Below are 16019 nucleotides of genomic sequence, written 5' to 3' on the forward strand. Positions count from 1 at the left end.
TCTTAGTTTTAATTCAAATTAGTCAATTGTTGATCGATACTATTTCGGGTTTTCAAAAGGACATTTTTTTGGTAGGCATTTAAAAAAGCTATATCCCAATGGCATACAATTAAAAGTGCCGTTGCTTCAAAAACTGTCATACGAACAGAAATACAATTCTTAAAACTCAACTCGATTTTGTTGCGAAGCTTTAAGGATAATCGTCTCAAAATATCCATCAAAATACAACTGACATAAAAATCAAAATTGCCTTTGCCTTTGCTAATTTGCTTTTCGGCACGTTGCTGAATAAAAGCATTAATTTGTTCTCGTATCACCTCGATTTCGTCTCGGGTACAGTTTTTTAACTGGATGCTGGTCATAACTTTTTTTCGGCAATTAGGTTTCCATTCTCATAGAACTGGATGACATTGGTGATTTTTGCAAGGGCGTGTTTCTCGAATCGTCTTAGCATACTTTCTATAATTCGCTGTGAATTCCGTTTGTTTTGATTGATTGGCGACCACCAAACTGCATTGTCTTGTTTGCTCTTAGTAAGGATCACCATTTTGATTTTAGAAGCTTCGGGTGCAAATACTGGCATAGTTATAATGGATTTAGGTTAGAATTCATTCAAATCATATTGCACAAAATCAGAAGCACTAACTAATTTTTCAGAACTTTTCAAGCACTTTTTTTCAATCATTTGAGGTAACTTTTCCAAGTAGGTCGCTGGCAAATTCTTTTCTACATAATCAAATAATTGTGGTAGTGTAATTTTGTTTTTGAAAAAGCGGTTGACTTCATTTTCACATTTCTTGGCGTGATTGATTGCTTCTTTTCTGCGTTGCGCATTACATTCCTGTTTCTTTTTAAAGGCTTCGTATTTTGCTTTTCCTTGCAAATGCTCGTTCCATTTAATTTTAGTGTATTCAAAACCGACTTCTTTTGCCGTTTTTCGGGTCATATCAAAATAATCAAAGGGGAATAATGGTGGAAATTCATTTTTTTCAAACCATTTTCTGGCCCATTCAGCTCGCCAACGCATTTGCTGAATATCATCTACAATCGAAGCTTTGTTGAAGGCTTCTCCAGTAAAAGCAATCCATTTGTATTCCATATAAAGCGAAATTGCTTTTTTCCATGAACCTGCAAACGGTGTGGAGTTTTTGTAAATCTTCGAAATGCTCTTGAAAAAGTCTTGAATCACCAATTGCCTAAAATCTTCTTTGAGCATCGTTCCGGAATACGCTTCTTTGAACAAATAGCGAATATCAATCGGTTTGTAGTTGTTGTATTCTTTGTTGGCCAAGTTTACCGCCAATTCCTGAGGATGCAAGATTAAATTTTGCAGTTTATCGGACAAAGTATTCTCAATTTTAACAGTTTCCGCGCCCGCCACCTCGGTTGGATTTTGCATCTTGCTGGCTGGTGTTCTTGTAAAAAACAAATGAGAAGGCGTGACCGAAGGGAACTCCTTTTTTAAAAGAGAAATGTTTTTCACATTCTCTTTCTTTTGAGATTCATTTAAAGATGTTCTAGTACTCTCATTGTTATCAGGTAAAACTTTCTCGCTTTCAGAGGTAATACGTTGATTTTCAATAGTTATTAATTTTGAGGTTTTAAGGTCTAAAACGGTCAAAATTTCAGGATTGATATGCAATTCTACGGGTCTATTTTGCCCTTTGAATACATAATCGACAAACACTCCACATTCTTCCAAACGTTGTCTATGATTCCGAACGGTTTTAGTACAAAGGGCTAAACTATTCACTCCGTTACGCTTCAACTCGGTTACTAAAAACGAATTGATTTTAAATTCTTCAATAGGTCGAATGGCCGTTACGCCCAGTTTCATGTACTGTTCATTGCGCTTCATCAATTGGGAATTATAAAGATGGAGTAAGTTTTGAAAAACCAATTCTGTGGCATACTTAACCGTTTGGATTTTCTTTTTGCAAATAATCAGACCATATTCTTTGCAAAAATCATCTACACTTTGATTAAATGCTCTTGGTTTTAAGGATTGATTTTTCTTTGCAAAAAGGATAGAAAATGTTTTTTGAACCTCATTTAATTCATTGTTTTTCAAAAACAATCTAACATTTTCGTTATGCTTATCTATCAATTCATTCTCGGCATTCGTTTGAAAATTATAGCCTGAAATGTACTTTCTGTAGTTATCCATAGTAATGGAAAAGGCTTCCATGGATATTGCAGGATAAACTGCCATAATTCTATTTTCGAGTTGCAAAGAAGTTACAACGGTCGTTGCAATGCTTTCAAGGGTTTTGTATTTGTGGTCTGTGTTTACAAAACCAAAAAGATGAGAAGCTAATGAAAAAACATTGCTATCTAAAGAGTTATTTTTCATATTGTCAGCATTTATCCTTGCTGTATCGGGCCAATAGACCCGATTACAACAAAGAATTTTCAGCATTTGCTGGAGGTATTTTTAGGATCTACGTTTGCTCTTGAATTGGGTAGCCAATAAATTTTCAGTTACACTTTCTAAAGTCCAATTCTGTAAGGGTTTTGATTTTCTAATTTTTCGAGGTTCAGGTCTTCCCACTTCTTTATCGATACACAAGGCGAGTTCTTTCAATTCCTCGGGGGAAAGAAAGATTTTTGCATTGTTAAGTATGGATAAGACTTTGGGATTGTTCATTGCCCTTACACTTTAAATAATCGTTGACGTTTGAGTTGTAGTGCTTTTTTGGCTTTTACGGTTTTGTTGACCAATTGCATAATAGCCAATTCTACTTGTTCATTTTCACGCATTCCATTGACAAAAGTGCGGATGCTTTGTCTCGTGTAGTCTTCACCAATAGCGTTTTTGATTTTCTTTTTTTTCAAATACAAGGAAATTGTGGCAGAGTACTGCTTTCCTAAAGTTTTAATAATACTGGTTCTTTCTTGGTTGTTAATCATATTTCAAATTGTATTTGGTAACTAAAATCGTTTTGTAATTCTTTCAATTCAGCATTCTCAATTTCAAAATTCCACGGCACATAAATGGTTCGGAGGGTTGCACTATAGCGTAATCCAGCTTTTCTTAATTTTTGATGCAATCGGTATCGTCTATTCCTTTTTGAAGTTCGTATCATATTGCCAGTGTACTATTTATACTTTGTGACGAATTATAATTCAATTATCTGCAACATTTTATACCATATAGCAATAAACTGCAATATATATTTGTTACATTTGCGGCTACAATTACGCTACAAAGGCGTACAAATAGCAAATTCAACTATTGCAAATATATGCAACTATTGCAATATTTTGCAATTTTTATAAAAAAATACCACAAATTTCCAAAAACAAATTTCATGCAACTGATTATCAAAGAAGTAAGAGAGAGTAAAAAACTAACTCAAGACGAAATCGTCGAACTTTCAGGTATAAAAAAGCGAACTTATGTAGATTACGAGAACGGAAAATCAGACATTCCGCTCTCTAAATTGCAAAATATAGCAAATGCCTTAAAAGTAAACCTGTTTGAATTGTTTGAAGGCTACAATGAAACCTTGGCCGAAATGAGCCAAAATAGCTTATTGACAAAATTGCAATTTGAAAATGAAGCGCTAAAAAAAGAGAATGCAGAATTAAGAAAAGACAAAGCCTTTTTACAATCACTCTTAAAACCGAATGACCACGATAAAAGTCAACCCGCATAGTGATATGCGAGTGGTTTGGAAAAAAGAAGTATAAGTTTTTTTAATAAAAAGCGAAATGAAAACCTAAGTAGATATTTGAAAAAAAAAATCAATTAATTAAGACTAACTTTTTTTAATAAAAACAACCCTAAACTATTCATATAGGTTTTCAAAACATAAAAAAATAATATGGCAATTTACATAAGCGAAGACGAAAAAGCGAGACATCCATACTATACAATAATGGAGTTAAGAGACGAAGACCTTTCAAATGAATTAAGTAAATGGTCTCGATATGATTTAATTGAATGGCTAAGTTGGAATGATAGAAATGGTGTCTATAAAGACGAAGAATCTATTGCTGAATTTGGAAATATACTTAGTAAAGAGGAAGCTATTGAAATAATGACGAGACAGATAACTAATTCTTAATCCAAAAATACTGTTTGTTTTAATTATCTATATCTCAAGTAATTAATTTACTACATTATATTACACCTATTTTATTATAATCACCTCAAATCCAAGCATTAAAATAATTTAGCTTTAACAATACAAATCATTTATATTTGCCAATAAGTGACAAGTCAAAAATCAAATAATGAACAGTCAATTCGGAAATAAAATTAGACTATTAAGAGAAGAGCAAAAGATGCTATTACGGCAATTAGCACCATTGCTCGATATGGACACAGCTCAATTAAGTAAAATTGAAAGAGGAGAAAGAAACGCAAAAAAAGAAACAGTATTAAAATTGGCTAAAATCCTAAAGGTTGCAACAGATGAATTGGTAACACTTTGGTTAGCTGACCAAATTTATGATGTGGTAAAAGATGAAAACACAGCATTAAAAGCAATGATGGTAGCGGAAGAGAGCGTTAAATTTTCAAAAAAGAAAAATGAATAAGACAGATAATTACGAAATAGAAGCTAAAAATTTTAACACATTGGACACTGATTCATTAGAAGAGCCAAGTTTAAAAATTACTCCAAGATTTAATCATTTTAATTCAAGTTTTGAATCAGAAAAATTTGTAGAAAACAACAATATAAATCCTTTGTTTGAGCCAATAACTAAAAGTTCATTAATTGGAATGGGAGATTGTGAAAAACTAATGGGAACTATTGAAGATAAAAGTGTTGATTTAATACTAACTGATCCACCATTTAATTTAGGTTCGTTTATGAGGAAACGAGGTACTAATTTAGTAAAGATGAGAGAAAATCAATTCTCTTATGCTGGTTGGGACGATTTAGAATATGATGAATGGGTTTCTAAAATGGATGCTTTCTTTAAGCACAGTAATAGAGTTTTAAGAAAAAAAGGGACTTTAGTTTTATTTATGTCTTTGATGAAAATAGAAACAATTATCCAACTTGCTGAAAAAAATAATTTTTATTATAAAACTGTGGGTATATGGCATAAAACTAATCCAATGCCAAGAAATATGAATTTACAATTTATTAATTCTACAGAAGCTTGGATATATTTTATAAATGAAGGTAATACTGGAACTTTTAATAATGATTCGAAAGCATTGCACGATTTTGTAGAATCGTCACTTACAACACAAAATGAAAAGAGATTTGGAAAGCATCCAACACAAAAACCAATTAAAATACTTAATCATTTTACTGAAATTTTATCAAATGAGAATGAAGTGATTTGCGACCCATTTATGGGAAGTGGCTCAACGGGTGTTAGTTGTGAGATGTTGAATAGGAAATTTATTGGTATTGAACTTAATGAAGAATATTACAACATAGCAAAAAATAGAATGCAAAATATTACAACAGTATGAGAGTTATAGATTTATTTGCTGGTGTTGGTGGTTTATCTTATGGTTTTTCTATGTCGAATTTTGATATTGTATTTGCAGTAGAACACGACAAAGAAATAGCCAATACATTTAAAAAAAATCATCCAGACACAGACGTCTTTTCTGACGATATTGAAACATTAGACGTTAATAAACTATCTGAAAGATATAAAAATATTGACGTTGTAATTGGTGGACCGCCTTGTCAAGGATTTTCTCAAAAAGGCAAAAGATTAAGTTTGAATGATGATAGAAATTACCTTTTTAAACACTTTATTGAATTTGTAAAAGTTTTTCAGCCTAAATATTTTTTGTTAGAAAATGTACCCAACTTAATAACTACTTCAAATGGTTTTTTTAAACAAGAAATATTAATTGCTTTTAATGAGTTAGGCTACTCTGTTGATGTTGATGTTTTAAACGCATCTAATTTTGGAGTACCTCAAAATAGAAAGAGAGCATTTTTTTTAGGAAAAAAAGGAGAAGTAAAATTAGAATTACCTAAGTCGAATAATAAAAAAACTACAATCAAAGATGCCATTTATGATTTACCACAAATTAAATCAGGAGAAGGTGTTGAGTTTTTTGATTATGAGATTCAGCCTTTGTCAGATTTTCAAAAATTTATTAGAAAAGGTTCTAAAGGATTTTACAATCATCAAGCTACAAAGCACACTAAATTAGCTTTAGAAAGGCTATCGTTAATCCCTAAAGGAAAAGGCAAAGAAGTTTTACCAGAAGAGCATAGGACAAAGTCTATATTTTCAGGAACTTGGTCAAGATTAAAAGAAGATGAATTTGCACCAACAATAACAACAAGATTCGATACACCATCCTCTGGCATGTTTACTCATCCTATTTTAGACAGATGTATCACTGTTCGTGAGGGCGCAAGATTACAGTCATTTCCAGATAAATTTATTTTTTATGGCACAAAATCTTCACAATTAAAACAAGTTGGGAATGCAGTTCCTCCATTGCTTGCATTTGAAATAGCTAAATTAATTTTAAACGACAATAAATAAATATGAAAATTTATCCTAATCAAATAGTAGAAAGAAGCGAGCTCAATTTAAGAAACGGTATTAAGTCCTCATTAGCTGAAATTAAAGAACTTTTTGCGTTAACATTTACTTTGTATTTAGCAACAAATAAAGAAGTCTTATTAACTTATTCTAAAGAAGTTAATGCTCCTAATACAAAAATTGAGATAAAAGATGATTTATTATCGAAGTTAGAATTATTCTTTAATGGTTTGATAACTGATAAAGCTGATTTTAAAAATAAAGTTAATGAGAACCCTTTATTAACTGCACAAATGGAATCTTTGCAAGTTAGTTTAGAATTATTTTGGAAACTCTGTAAAGTAGATTTTATTCAAAATTATCCTTCGAGTCAAGAAAGAACAGGAGGAAAAAGATATGACAAAAAAATAACCTTTACTTGTAATACTCTTTTACTTGAAAATTGTTTACTTGAAAATGACGGTAGTGTTTCAGATTCATTAAAAAACATTCTATATAATTGGATAATGAAGTCTGCTGTTTTTACTCCAGATCTCTTCTTATTTAAAAAAATACAAACCACTTTAACTATTTTTTCTGAAGAAACACAATTTAAAATACGCAAGGACGATGGTTCAGAATTGTTTTTCCAACAAGAGGGTATTTACGAACAAGTTGTCGCGGGAAATAATGTAATCGACAAAGATAATGTAGAGCCAGTTGGTCCTTTCAGAATTTTAAAATCATTTATTAAATCGGACTTACATAGTTATATTAAAGAAGATGGCAATAATGGTATAGGACTTAAAGCTGATAGAACTATTGATGCCCTTGGTGGTTATAATGAAATGGTAAAAACTTCATTGAATTTAATTCCTAAAAGAACAGTTATATATGAAGAAAAAGAAATAATTCCAACAGTATCAACAAGCTCGCAAGATGTAAACAATGTTATATATTACGGTTCACCCGGAACAGGAAAATCTCATCGAGCAAACATTGAAACTAATGGTAAAGATGTACAAAAAGTAACTTTTCATCCTGATTATGATTACCACTCATTTGTAGGAGGTTATAAGCCAACAATGGAGGGAGATAAAATTGCTTACAAATTTGTACCTCAAATCTTCACTAAAATTTATGTTGATGCTTGGAAAAATTTAGTTTCTGCTGATGAAACGAAACCTTTCTACTTGCAAATAGAAGAAATCAACAGAGGAAATTGTGCTGAAATATTCGGAGACTTATTTCAATTATTAGATAGAGACAAAGATGGATTTAGTAAGTATGAAGTTACTGCTGAAGAAGAATTATATAAATATCTTGTAAGTGCTTATGGTTTTGGTGGTGACCACGAAGGTATTAAAGATGGTAAACTTCGTTTCCCAAGCAATTTAAAAATAATTGCAACAATGAATACTTCCGACCAATCATTATTTCCTATGGATAGTGCATTCAAAAGAAGATGGGATTGGATATATGTTCCAATCGATTTAAAATGTAAGTTTTCAGATTTCACTATAAAATTGGAGAATAAAAAAGAATACAGTTGGCTAGCTTTTTTAGAAAAAATCAATAAACAAATATTTGATACTACTAATAGTCAAGATAAACAAATTGGAAATTGGTTTATTGATGCTCAAAATACTAGCAAGATAATTTCTGAAGACACATTTAAAAACAAAGTGATTTTCTATTTGTGGAATGATGTTTTTAAAGATGAAGAAAATACTATTTTCAAAACAAAAGAATATCCAAAACTTAATTATGGTGATTTTTTTGAAACTGAAAAGAAAGTTAATTTGATAAGTTCAATTTTAGAAGAAAATTTAGGATTGAAAATTTCAAATGAACCTAATCCAATTCAAACAGACGAAGAATAATGAGAATATTTATTGAAGGAGAACCTTATTCTTTAGACATTCTAAAACCCATTTTTGGCGATAAATTTTATATGCCAAATGGTGTTAATGGTATTATTGATAATGTGGGATATTACCATAGTATCGATAATGAAGTAATTTATTTACTGCCAAAAGTGTTTATTGATACAAAAGGTTTAATCTTAAATAAATACCCTAAAGATTTATTTGCTAAAAATAGTATTGATGATGTAATAGAATCACAAGATGAATTAAACTGGTTAAAGCGGTTTCTGATAATTTTCTATAAAGGATTAATTGAATACAGAGTAAGATATAAAAACGCCATTCAATCAAAAGGCGACGTATTACAATTAAGCTCTTCTTTAGGTGAAAATGAATACTCATTTTTGGATATTGTTTTGAGTTTTGTAAACTTCCTCAAGAAGAATAAAAACACAATTCTATTCATTCACAAAAAGCAAACTTCAGCGAAGCATAAAAAGGTTAATTGGGGTAAAACTGTTAGGAAATCAAATCCTTTTGTTACCAATGAAGGAATACCAATTTATTCGGAACTCAATGTAAAGAAAAAATATATCGATACAGAGGAAGAATTATTGTGTATGTTTTATTCGGTTTTAAATCATTTAAAGACAGAATATAATTTCAGCATTCAAATTGATGAATCTTATACAATTGCCAAAGGAAGTGCTTATCAAAAATTAGTAGCCAATGCTCCGCAACTATTAAAAAAGATACGCTACAAATACTTTTCAGATACGTTAGTGAAAATGTATAAATTATTGGAATTATATTTTTCAAAATCAAATAAAGTTTCAATTCAAAACAAGAATGAAGATTTTATTATGGTCAAATATTATCATTTGATATTTGAAGATATGATTGATAAGCTGATAACTTCTAAAATCGATACCAAAGAAACAAGTAAAGGGGTTTCGCTTAAAAAACTGAAAGAAAATAAAGATGGTAAAATTATTGACCATTTATTTGAGTACGATTCTTTAATAGATCGTGACGAAAGTATTTTTTACATTGGAGATTCAAAGTATTATAAAACTAATAATGAAGTTCAAGAAAACTCTATTTATAAGCAATTTACTTATGCCAAGAATGTAATTCAATTCAATATAGATTTATTGAATGAGGGCAAAAAAATCAACAATAACATTCGATATAGGGATAAAATAACAGAAGGATATAACATAACTCCAAACTTTTTTATTCAAGGCGTAGTAACTGATATTTTTGATTTTGATAATGACAAACTTACAATTGATTTTGACAAAGGTATTAAGCATTCCTATCATTTTAAAGAAAGAATTTTTGATAGAGACTCTTTGTTCGTAAATCACTATTCAATTAATTTCCTTTTTGTTTTAAAATCATATACCAATAAAAGTTCTTTTGAATTAGAGAAATATAGAGTTGAAATTCATAAGAAATTTAGAACCAATTTTGTTTCCTATTTAAAGAAGCAAAGCCTGTTTAAATTTTATGATACTGAATTTGAAAGCAAAGAGCTATTGAAACAATTTGTAGATAAAGAATTCAGAAATTTAACTGGTAGAGCTTATATATCAAAATCAAATGACAAGCGTTTAATACTTGCTGTAAATGGTTCTGATATTGAGTTAAAGGAATATTTTACGGATAGTTATGATAAAGGAAAACATTTGAGAGAAACTTATTTTTCATCCCCGAATTTTGAGAGAGTGGATTTTTCGGAATTAGAGTTAATATAATTTTTTTTAAGTTTTAAATTAGATAAATAATATGGAAAACAGAAAATTAGAAGTTTATACTTTTATAGCTCATCCCAACAGAAAGCCTACAGAGAATTTGATTTTAGAAGATGTTTTTGGTAACGATTTATATATTCAATTGAAAAATAAATTCGCCAATTTTGTAGACACTTTTCCACCACAACAAATAGATGGTAAAACTTCAAAAATTGAAAAAAAAGAAGTTGATGGACAAATAAAAAGCATTTTCAAGTTTAATGATTCTTTACGATACATATCTGGTAAAATTATGATTGGTGATGATGATGGTAAAGAACAGGATGTTGTTCAAAACAACAAAGACAAAACTGTATTATATACAAAAAAGAAAGGGCAATCAGTCGAGCGTCCTTATTATTTTATGGTAATAATTCCTTTGGGTTTAAAATATGGTTATATTGTTTTAGAAAGGGAGGGTAAGCATTCTGCTAAAAGTGTTTTTGAAAGATTATTTAAAAATTTTATACACGAAAACTTATCAGAATTAAATACTAAATTAACCAACTTTGTTGAATCTGAAATTATTAAAGAATATCTTGAAAATGGTCAATATAATAGTATTATATTAAGTCAAAAAATTGTTTCTAGTGATAAAGCGGAACAATACTTAGGAACTTATATAGATGGTTCAAAATATAAAGTAGAAATGCGAATTGTACCATTAGAAAATTCAATTATACCAGTTAGTACCAAAAAGAGAATTCTGAAAAATTTAGAAAATAACGAAGGCTTTTTTGAAGGTACTGATTTTAAAAATATAGGGTTCGATGACAATACTAATGTAAAGGTAATCGCTACTAAAGATGGAAATACAAGGACTATTGATTTAGATGATACTTTTAAAATAAGACCTTATTACAACATCGAAGTTTCAGATAATAGTAAAGGTTTTTCCGAGTTTAAAGACATAAATAAAGAAGCAAAGAAATTAATTAGAAGTTTTGGACTAAATATATTATAATGTATTCAAAGCTAAATATAAAAAATATAATACTTGGTCATAAGTCCTCTTTGGCAGACGGAAAGACAAATTCAAATTATAAAATAGAATTTATTTTCCTGCCAATAGTTGCAGCAATTGCTTTGATTTTTATTAAAGTTCCAGATAATGATGTGAAAAATATTTTTGGAATTTGTTTTTCCATTTTAATTGGACTTTATTTAAATATTCTTGTATTACTTATTTCCAGTATTTCATCAGAGAATTTAAAAATAACACATAAACAAAAGAAAATCAGATTAGAATTACTTAAAGAAACATTATACAATGTGTCATTTTCAGTATATATCTCGATAAAGGCTTTAATTGCATTGTTTTTATCTACTATTTTAGTTCTAACTAACGAAACTCTAAATGACTTTTTTTGTGTTTTAACTTACCTCGATTTTAATTATTTCATTCAGTTTATTTTAGGTTTATTCTTGTATAAATATACAATTGATATATTTCTCATTTTATTTATAATTCTTAAACGAATCAATATTCTTTACACAAAGGAAATTGACATTGAAAATATTAAGTTAAATGAATTAATTAGAAATGAAGATGATGATGATGATGATAATAATTAATTATCCTACCTATTAGCAGACAAATCCTAAAATTACTATTTAGTATTAATTATTTATGAATAAAGAAATAAGCAAAGAGAATGTAGCAATAAAATTAATTTGTAAAGTTAGTTTTGTGTATTTTATAAAACAGCAATTTTTTTATGGACAGACCTAAAAGGAAACGTATTATTAGCCAAGTAAACAACGGCATTGTTACAAAGGAAGTTCCTTTTGATGACAAGGCTTATATTGCAAATTCTGCTACAGAAAATGCAAAAAAAATTCACGTTTTTGATGAAACATTAAATATTGAAATTTGGATTGATAAACATTACCAAGATAGAGTATATCATGGTTCTGATGATGGCACTAAACGAAACGGTATTGAATATAAAAATATTGAACCTTTATTGATTAAATCATTTAAGCATCTACTTTATTATTCTCTTAAACATAAAAACTTTATTTTCATTAATCATCCTCCCAACAAGGTTGGCAATATTCGTTTAGTATTAAAAGAGTTAGTTTACACAGACCTTTTTTTAAACGTAGTTGTAGAATATCATTTTGTAGATTTAAAAACTATTGAAGTAACTATAGTTACAGCTTTATTAGTTGAAAATTTTAAAATGAGTGAAGGTCAGTTTGGTATAGAATTTGAAGGTAATTGTTCTAAATTAATTCAGTGTAAGTCCAAAAATATTGAAACATTTGATAACTTTGATTTATAAATTGAAATGTTAATTTTTACGTTAAGTAGTACAAAAAATATTGTTTATAAAATAATATTTTATACTTTTGTTTAACGAATGAGACAGAACGATATCTGGACAGCTTAACAGCAGGATTTAGTTTGGACAGTCTTACTCCTTAAAATAAAAAATTTAAAGCCTTGCGTAAGTGAGGCTTTTCTTTTTTTAATTTTCTCAAAAACCTCATGTTAAAAAAAGAATCAAAGGAAAATCCGGAAAAAAATTAATACGTTAAAATCAACATGTTAATTTAAAATTAGAAAGTTTAGCAAAAAATAGAAATAAAAACAATTCAAAATTTTAGCTTACCTTTGATTCCATAAGTAAAAAATCAATTATAAACAGAACACTCAAGCGCACACAATTTACATCATTTTTAACATATTTATGCCTTGCGAACCCCAGTAAACACTGGAACAAAAATACAGACCTCAAATTCATAACCCTGAGGTCACGGGTTCAACTCCCGTCTTCGCTACAAAAAACAAACCCTTAAACAGCAATTGTTTAAGGGTTTTTTATTCCCGAATAATTCCCGACTTTTTGAAGAATCAATATTACATCACACTATAAAACGGATCAAGTTTGGATCAATTTAAAAAGTTGGGGATTAAGAGTTATTCTATAGGATCATGAAATTGCTTGTTTTGTTTTCACGCAGATTTTCCAGATCTATGCAGAAAAAGGAGTGTGAAATGTACTATTTTGTGATTCCGATTTTTTCTTAGCTTAATAAAACTACATTTTAATACTTTTTAGCGTAATCATTTTACCTAATTCTTAACTCATTTATTACTTATCTTATTCAAATAAATATTGCTGAATTATAAAAAAGTCTCCTCCCTTATTGAAAACCAAATTAAAAAAAGCTGGATTCAGTTATAAAAAAAATGGAGTGATTAATGTAATAATTACTTTTTTAAAGCGGCATGCCCTTCTTTATTAAACTCAAAAAAGTATAAATTTCACTGTTTGTTTACTATTAAAAAAAATCGCAGACAATCCAAAAAAACATATTCAAAATTAAAATACACTTCAATTGCTTATCTTTGTTTTTAGTTGTTGAATTCGCAACCAACTCATTTTGAATAAAAAACAACAATAAAAATACCTTTACCGAAAAGAATAATGTTTTATTTTCTTTTCCTTAAAAAAAATCTTCCCGAAACTAGCCAAAGTGTCAACTTTAAGTTGAATCTGAATTTAGTATCGTTTGTTATAATTTATAAAAGTCAAAACCATATAACTATGAATAGTATTTTTCGGAATCTAAAAAAAATCAATACAAATTTTACTCCCACAGTGGCACTGCCAAGTATAGTATTGATTCTTTTACTATCCCTTTTTTGTGGGCTATTCTCAAATGATGCTGCAGCCGTTTTAGATTTTTCTAAGGGAATTATTTTTAAAAATCTAAGTTGGTTTTATGTACTATTGGTAACTCTTTTTGTGTTATTTCTCCTTTTTGCCGCAATAAGTAAATTTGGAAAAATAAAACTCGGAGCAGATGACTCAGAACCCGAATATTCGTCTTTTTCGTGGATAGCAATGCTTTTTGCTGCTGGAATGGGAATTGGATTAATGTATTTTGGGGTATCTGAAACCATGGCACATTTTGCAAATCCGGCAATAAGCAATTTAGATGAAAATCTTCGGGCTAAAGAAGCACAACTATACACATTTTTCCACTGGGGTATCCATGCGTGGTCTATCTATGGAGTTGTAGGCTTGTCTTTGGCTTATTTTACATACAGATACAACCTTCCTTTGGCAATTAGAAGTGGGTTTTACCCTATGCTAAAAGACAGAATAAATGGCAGATTAGGCAATATCGTTGATGTATTTGGACTTTGCAGTACTTTTTTTGGAATTACAACAACGCTTGGTTTTGGAGTGGTACAACTCTGCGCAGGATTACATAGCTTAGGAGTGATTCCCAATACAACTTTTGAATACCAAGCGATAATTGTAATTTTAGTAATGAGTATTGCCGTTCTTTCTGCCCTTTCTGGTTTAGGAAAAGGAGTGAAATTAATGAGTGAAATTAATATTATACTCGCCACTTTATTGATGTTGTTTATTTTGATTTTTGGACCAACAATATACATACTAAGCACCTTCACAGAAGGTTTAGGGCATTATGTAAGCCATTTTACTTCCCTTACATTCAATACGTATGCTTACGAAAAAGAAAGTCAAGCTTGGTTTACAAACTGGACCATTTTATACTGGGCTTGGTGGATTTCTTGGGCGCCTTATGTAGGACTCTTTATTGCAAAAATTTCAAAAGGGAGAACCATTCGCGAATTTATTATTGCAGTTCTAATTATTCCGTCTCTTTTTAATTTTATATGGATGACCGTTTTTGGTAGTAGTGCAGTTTGGATTGATGAATTTGTGGCCAACGGTGCAATAAGTGATTTTGCAAAAGATCCAAATACCCTTCTATTTAATTTCTTTACTTATTTTCCTCTTAGTGGTTTCTTAAACGTTTTGGCAATTGTTATTATTTGTGTCTTTTTTATCACATCTGCCGATTCTGGAATTTACATCATGAATAGCATAGCCTCACGTGGAGAAGGAACGGCACCTAAATGGCAAAATGTTTTTTGGGGAATTTTACTCGTAATTGTTTCGCTAAGTTTACTACAATCTGGAGGACTTGTTTCTTTGCAAACCATGACTCTTATTATGGCATTGCCTTTTGGTATAATAATGCTTTTACTATGTGTTAATTTGTGGAAAGCCTTAATTGCCGACGATAAATATTCATCCACTAAATATTCGCATGCTAGCAACAATTGGAATGATTATCACTGGAAACTCCGATTAAGTAAAATACTTAGTTATTCTCAGAAAAAAGACATTAAAGCATTTTTGAGTCAAACAGTACGGGATGCATTTGAAGAAATTATCATTGAACTAAAAAAGAATGACATCGAAGCAACTGTAACTGAAGTAAAATCTCCAATACACTCGATTGAATTAGAGATAGAGTATCAAAAATTAAAGAATTTTAAATACGGTGTAAAAGCACAAGTTTTAAACGTGTCTAAAACATTAATCAGGGAAGAAAATGCGCCTCTTATTGACAATGAAACTGTTTTTATACCTATAACTTATTTTGATGACAACAGAAAAGGATATGATATTCAATACCTAAGTAAAGATGAAATTATATCTGATGTTTTAAGAGAGTATGAACGATTCTTAAATTTAGGTTCCGGCAATACTACCGATTTACTGATGAAAATTTGAGAGTAGCTAAATCATTTCCCTTTAAGTCTAATTAAAGTTTTGAAATCAATACATTGCAACATTATTATCTAACAAAAAGCATTCAAATTATTAGCTTACTAGTAAAAAATGTATTTTATTTTTTAAACTTAAAATGACGATAGAAAAAAGTTTTTTAAACTAAATCTGGTTTCAGATAACTGGTTTCTTTTGAAAACTTAATTAATTTATTCTCTATTTTTTTTAACCGTTGGGGGAAATCAAATAAAAATTTAACAACCTAAATTCTGTGTTGATTTAAAAAATTAATCTATATTTTTTTTTAATAAGCATTTTACATAAAAATA

At 29.5% G+C, this 16019-nt stretch carries 17 protein-coding genes; 11 read left to right on the plus strand and 6 right to left on the minus strand.

Features of this window, described 5'->3' with window-relative positions; all coding sequences use genetic code 11:
* Nucleotides 1–8 precede the first annotated feature (8 nt).
* From OZP06_RS03070 to OZP06_RS03095, 6 genes are all read right to left on the minus strand, one after another.
* A complete protein-coding gene (locus OZP06_RS03070) occupies nt 9–362 on the minus strand; it encodes a hypothetical protein (RefSeq protein ID WP_281324212.1) in 354 nt (117 codons plus the stop codon).
* The gene (locus OZP06_RS03075) at nt 359–583 is read right to left on the minus strand and encodes a hypothetical protein (RefSeq protein WP_281324213.1); all 225 of its coding nucleotides are present in this window, start codon (nt 581–583) and stop codon (nt 359–361) included. The genes OZP06_RS03070 and OZP06_RS03075 overlap by 4 nt, the downstream gene beginning before the upstream one ends.
* Nucleotides 584–601: 18 nt before the next feature.
* The gene (locus OZP06_RS03080; protein WP_281324214.1) at nt 602–2353 is read right to left on the minus strand and encodes a hypothetical protein; all 1752 of its coding nucleotides are present in this window, start codon (nt 2351–2353) and stop codon (nt 602–604) included.
* A gap of 81 nt (nt 2354–2434) precedes the next feature.
* Nucleotides 2435–2647, minus strand: a complete 213-nt coding sequence (locus OZP06_RS03085; protein ID WP_269223638.1) for a hypothetical protein — start codon at nt 2645–2647, stop codon at nt 2435–2437.
* A gap of 5 nt (nt 2648–2652) precedes the next feature.
* Nucleotides 2653–2910 (minus strand): hypothetical protein, encoded by a 258-nt coding sequence (locus OZP06_RS03090; RefSeq protein ID WP_281324215.1) that lies wholly within the window; start codon nt 2908–2910, stop codon nt 2653–2655.
* The gene (locus tag OZP06_RS03095; protein WP_269223639.1) at nt 2907–3086 is read right to left on the minus strand and encodes a hypothetical protein; all 180 of its coding nucleotides are present in this window, start codon (nt 3084–3086) and stop codon (nt 2907–2909) included. Before OZP06_RS03095 ends, OZP06_RS03090 begins: the two co-directional genes overlap by 4 nt.
* A 225-nt stretch (nt 3087–3311) precedes the next feature.
* On the opposite strand from OZP06_RS03095, the gene OZP06_RS03100 reads away from it, so the two are divergent.
* From OZP06_RS03100 to OZP06_RS03150, 11 genes are all read left to right on the plus strand, one after another.
* On the plus strand, nt 3312–3659 hold the full coding sequence (locus OZP06_RS03100) for a helix-turn-helix domain-containing protein (RefSeq protein WP_269223640.1): 348 nt from the start codon (nt 3312–3314) through the stop codon (nt 3657–3659).
* Nucleotides 3660–3881: 222 nt separating this feature from the next.
* Nucleotides 3882–4070, plus strand: a complete 189-nt coding sequence (locus OZP06_RS03105; protein ID WP_269223641.1) for a hypothetical protein — start codon at nt 3882–3884, stop codon at nt 4068–4070.
* A 169-nt stretch (nt 4071–4239) separates the two neighbouring features.
* The gene (locus OZP06_RS03110; RefSeq protein WP_269223642.1) at nt 4240–4545 is read left to right on the plus strand and encodes a helix-turn-helix transcriptional regulator; all 306 of its coding nucleotides are present in this window, start codon (nt 4240–4242) and stop codon (nt 4543–4545) included.
* A complete protein-coding gene (locus OZP06_RS03115; protein WP_281324216.1) occupies nt 4538–5440 on the plus strand; it encodes a site-specific DNA-methyltransferase in 903 nt (300 codons plus the stop codon). Before OZP06_RS03110 ends, OZP06_RS03115 begins: the two co-directional genes overlap by 8 nt.
* Nucleotides 5437–6483, plus strand: coding sequence for a DNA cytosine methyltransferase (locus OZP06_RS03120; protein WP_158729410.1), 1047 nt, complete (start codon nt 5437–5439; stop codon nt 6481–6483). Before OZP06_RS03115 ends, OZP06_RS03120 begins: the two co-directional genes overlap by 4 nt.
* Nucleotides 6484–6485: 2 nt before the next feature.
* Entirely contained in the window at nt 6486–8345 is a 1860-nt protein-coding gene (locus tag OZP06_RS03125; protein WP_281324217.1) for an AAA family ATPase, read from the plus strand.
* The gene (locus tag OZP06_RS03130) at nt 8345–10090 is read left to right on the plus strand and encodes a hypothetical protein (RefSeq protein ID WP_269223648.1); all 1746 of its coding nucleotides are present in this window, start codon (nt 8345–8347) and stop codon (nt 10088–10090) included. Before OZP06_RS03125 ends, OZP06_RS03130 begins: the two co-directional genes overlap by 1 nt.
* 31 nt (nt 10091–10121) lie before the next feature.
* Nucleotides 10122–11090, plus strand: a complete 969-nt coding sequence (locus OZP06_RS03135) for a hypothetical protein (protein ID WP_281324218.1) — start codon at nt 10122–10124, stop codon at nt 11088–11090.
* Nucleotides 11090–11701, plus strand: coding sequence for a hypothetical protein (locus OZP06_RS03140; RefSeq protein WP_269223651.1), 612 nt, complete (start codon nt 11090–11092; stop codon nt 11699–11701). Before OZP06_RS03135 ends, OZP06_RS03140 begins: the two co-directional genes overlap by 1 nt.
* 143 nt (nt 11702–11844) lie before the next feature.
* Nucleotides 11845–12414 (plus strand): hypothetical protein, encoded by a 570-nt coding sequence (locus OZP06_RS03145; protein WP_269223652.1) that lies wholly within the window; start codon nt 11845–11847, stop codon nt 12412–12414.
* Between the two features lie 1269 nt (nt 12415–13683).
* Complete coding sequence (locus OZP06_RS03150) at nt 13684–15693, plus strand: BCCT family transporter (RefSeq protein ID WP_281324219.1); 2010 nt, start codon at nt 13684–13686, stop codon at nt 15691–15693.
* The last annotated feature ends 326 nt before the right edge of the window (nt 15694–16019 follow it).

It is taken from the genome of Flavobacterium sp. IMCC34518 (genome assembly GCF_027111095.2).
Classification (GTDB): domain Bacteria; phylum Bacteroidota; class Bacteroidia; order Flavobacteriales; family Flavobacteriaceae; genus Flavobacterium; species Flavobacterium praedii.

What these genes read in the sequence shown, in the direction of transcription:
- OZP06_RS03070 (WP_281324212.1), bottom strand. Translation starts at nt 362, where the DNA reads ATGACCAGCATCCAGTTAAAAAACTGTACCCGAGACGAAATCGAGGTG.
- OZP06_RS03075 (WP_281324213.1), bottom strand. Translation starts at nt 583, where the DNA reads ATGCCAGTATTTGCACCCGAAGCTTCTAAAATCAAAATGGTGATCCTT.
- OZP06_RS03080 (WP_281324214.1), bottom strand. Translation starts at nt 2,353, where the DNA reads ATGAAAAATAACTCTTTAGATAGCAATGTTTTTTCATTAGCTTCTCAT.
- OZP06_RS03085 (WP_269223638.1), bottom strand. Translation starts at nt 2,647, where the DNA reads ATGAACAATCCCAAAGTCTTATCCATACTTAACAATGCAAAAATCTTT.
- OZP06_RS03090 (WP_281324215.1), bottom strand. Translation starts at nt 2,910, where the DNA reads ATGATTAACAACCAAGAAAGAACCAGTATTATTAAAACTTTAGGAAAG.
- OZP06_RS03095 (WP_269223639.1), bottom strand. Translation starts at nt 3,086, where the DNA reads ATGATACGAACTTCAAAAAGGAATAGACGATACCGATTGCATCAAAAA.
- OZP06_RS03100 (WP_269223640.1), top strand. Translation starts at nt 3,312, where the DNA reads ATGCAACTGATTATCAAAGAAGTAAGAGAGAGTAAAAAACTAACTCAA.
- OZP06_RS03105 (WP_269223641.1), top strand. Translation starts at nt 3,882, where the DNA reads ATGGAGTTAAGAGACGAAGACCTTTCAAATGAATTAAGTAAATGGTCT.
- OZP06_RS03110 (WP_269223642.1), top strand. Translation starts at nt 4,240, where the DNA reads ATGAACAGTCAATTCGGAAATAAAATTAGACTATTAAGAGAAGAGCAA.
- OZP06_RS03115 (WP_281324216.1), top strand. Translation starts at nt 4,538, where the DNA reads ATGAATAAGACAGATAATTACGAAATAGAAGCTAAAAATTTTAACACA.
- OZP06_RS03120 (WP_158729410.1), top strand. Translation starts at nt 5,437, where the DNA reads ATGAGAGTTATAGATTTATTTGCTGGTGTTGGTGGTTTATCTTATGGT.
- OZP06_RS03125 (WP_281324217.1), top strand. Translation starts at nt 6,486, where the DNA reads ATGAAAATTTATCCTAATCAAATAGTAGAAAGAAGCGAGCTCAATTTA.
- OZP06_RS03130 (WP_269223648.1), top strand. Translation starts at nt 8,345, where the DNA reads ATGAGAATATTTATTGAAGGAGAACCTTATTCTTTAGACATTCTAAAA.
- OZP06_RS03135 (WP_281324218.1), top strand. Translation starts at nt 10,122, where the DNA reads ATGGAAAACAGAAAATTAGAAGTTTATACTTTTATAGCTCATCCCAAC.
- OZP06_RS03140 (WP_269223651.1), top strand. Translation starts at nt 11,090, where the DNA reads ATGTATTCAAAGCTAAATATAAAAAATATAATACTTGGTCATAAGTCC.
- OZP06_RS03145 (WP_269223652.1), top strand. Translation starts at nt 11,845, where the DNA reads ATGGACAGACCTAAAAGGAAACGTATTATTAGCCAAGTAAACAACGGC.
- OZP06_RS03150 (WP_281324219.1), top strand. Translation starts at nt 13,684, where the DNA reads ATGAATAGTATTTTTCGGAATCTAAAAAAAATCAATACAAATTTTACT.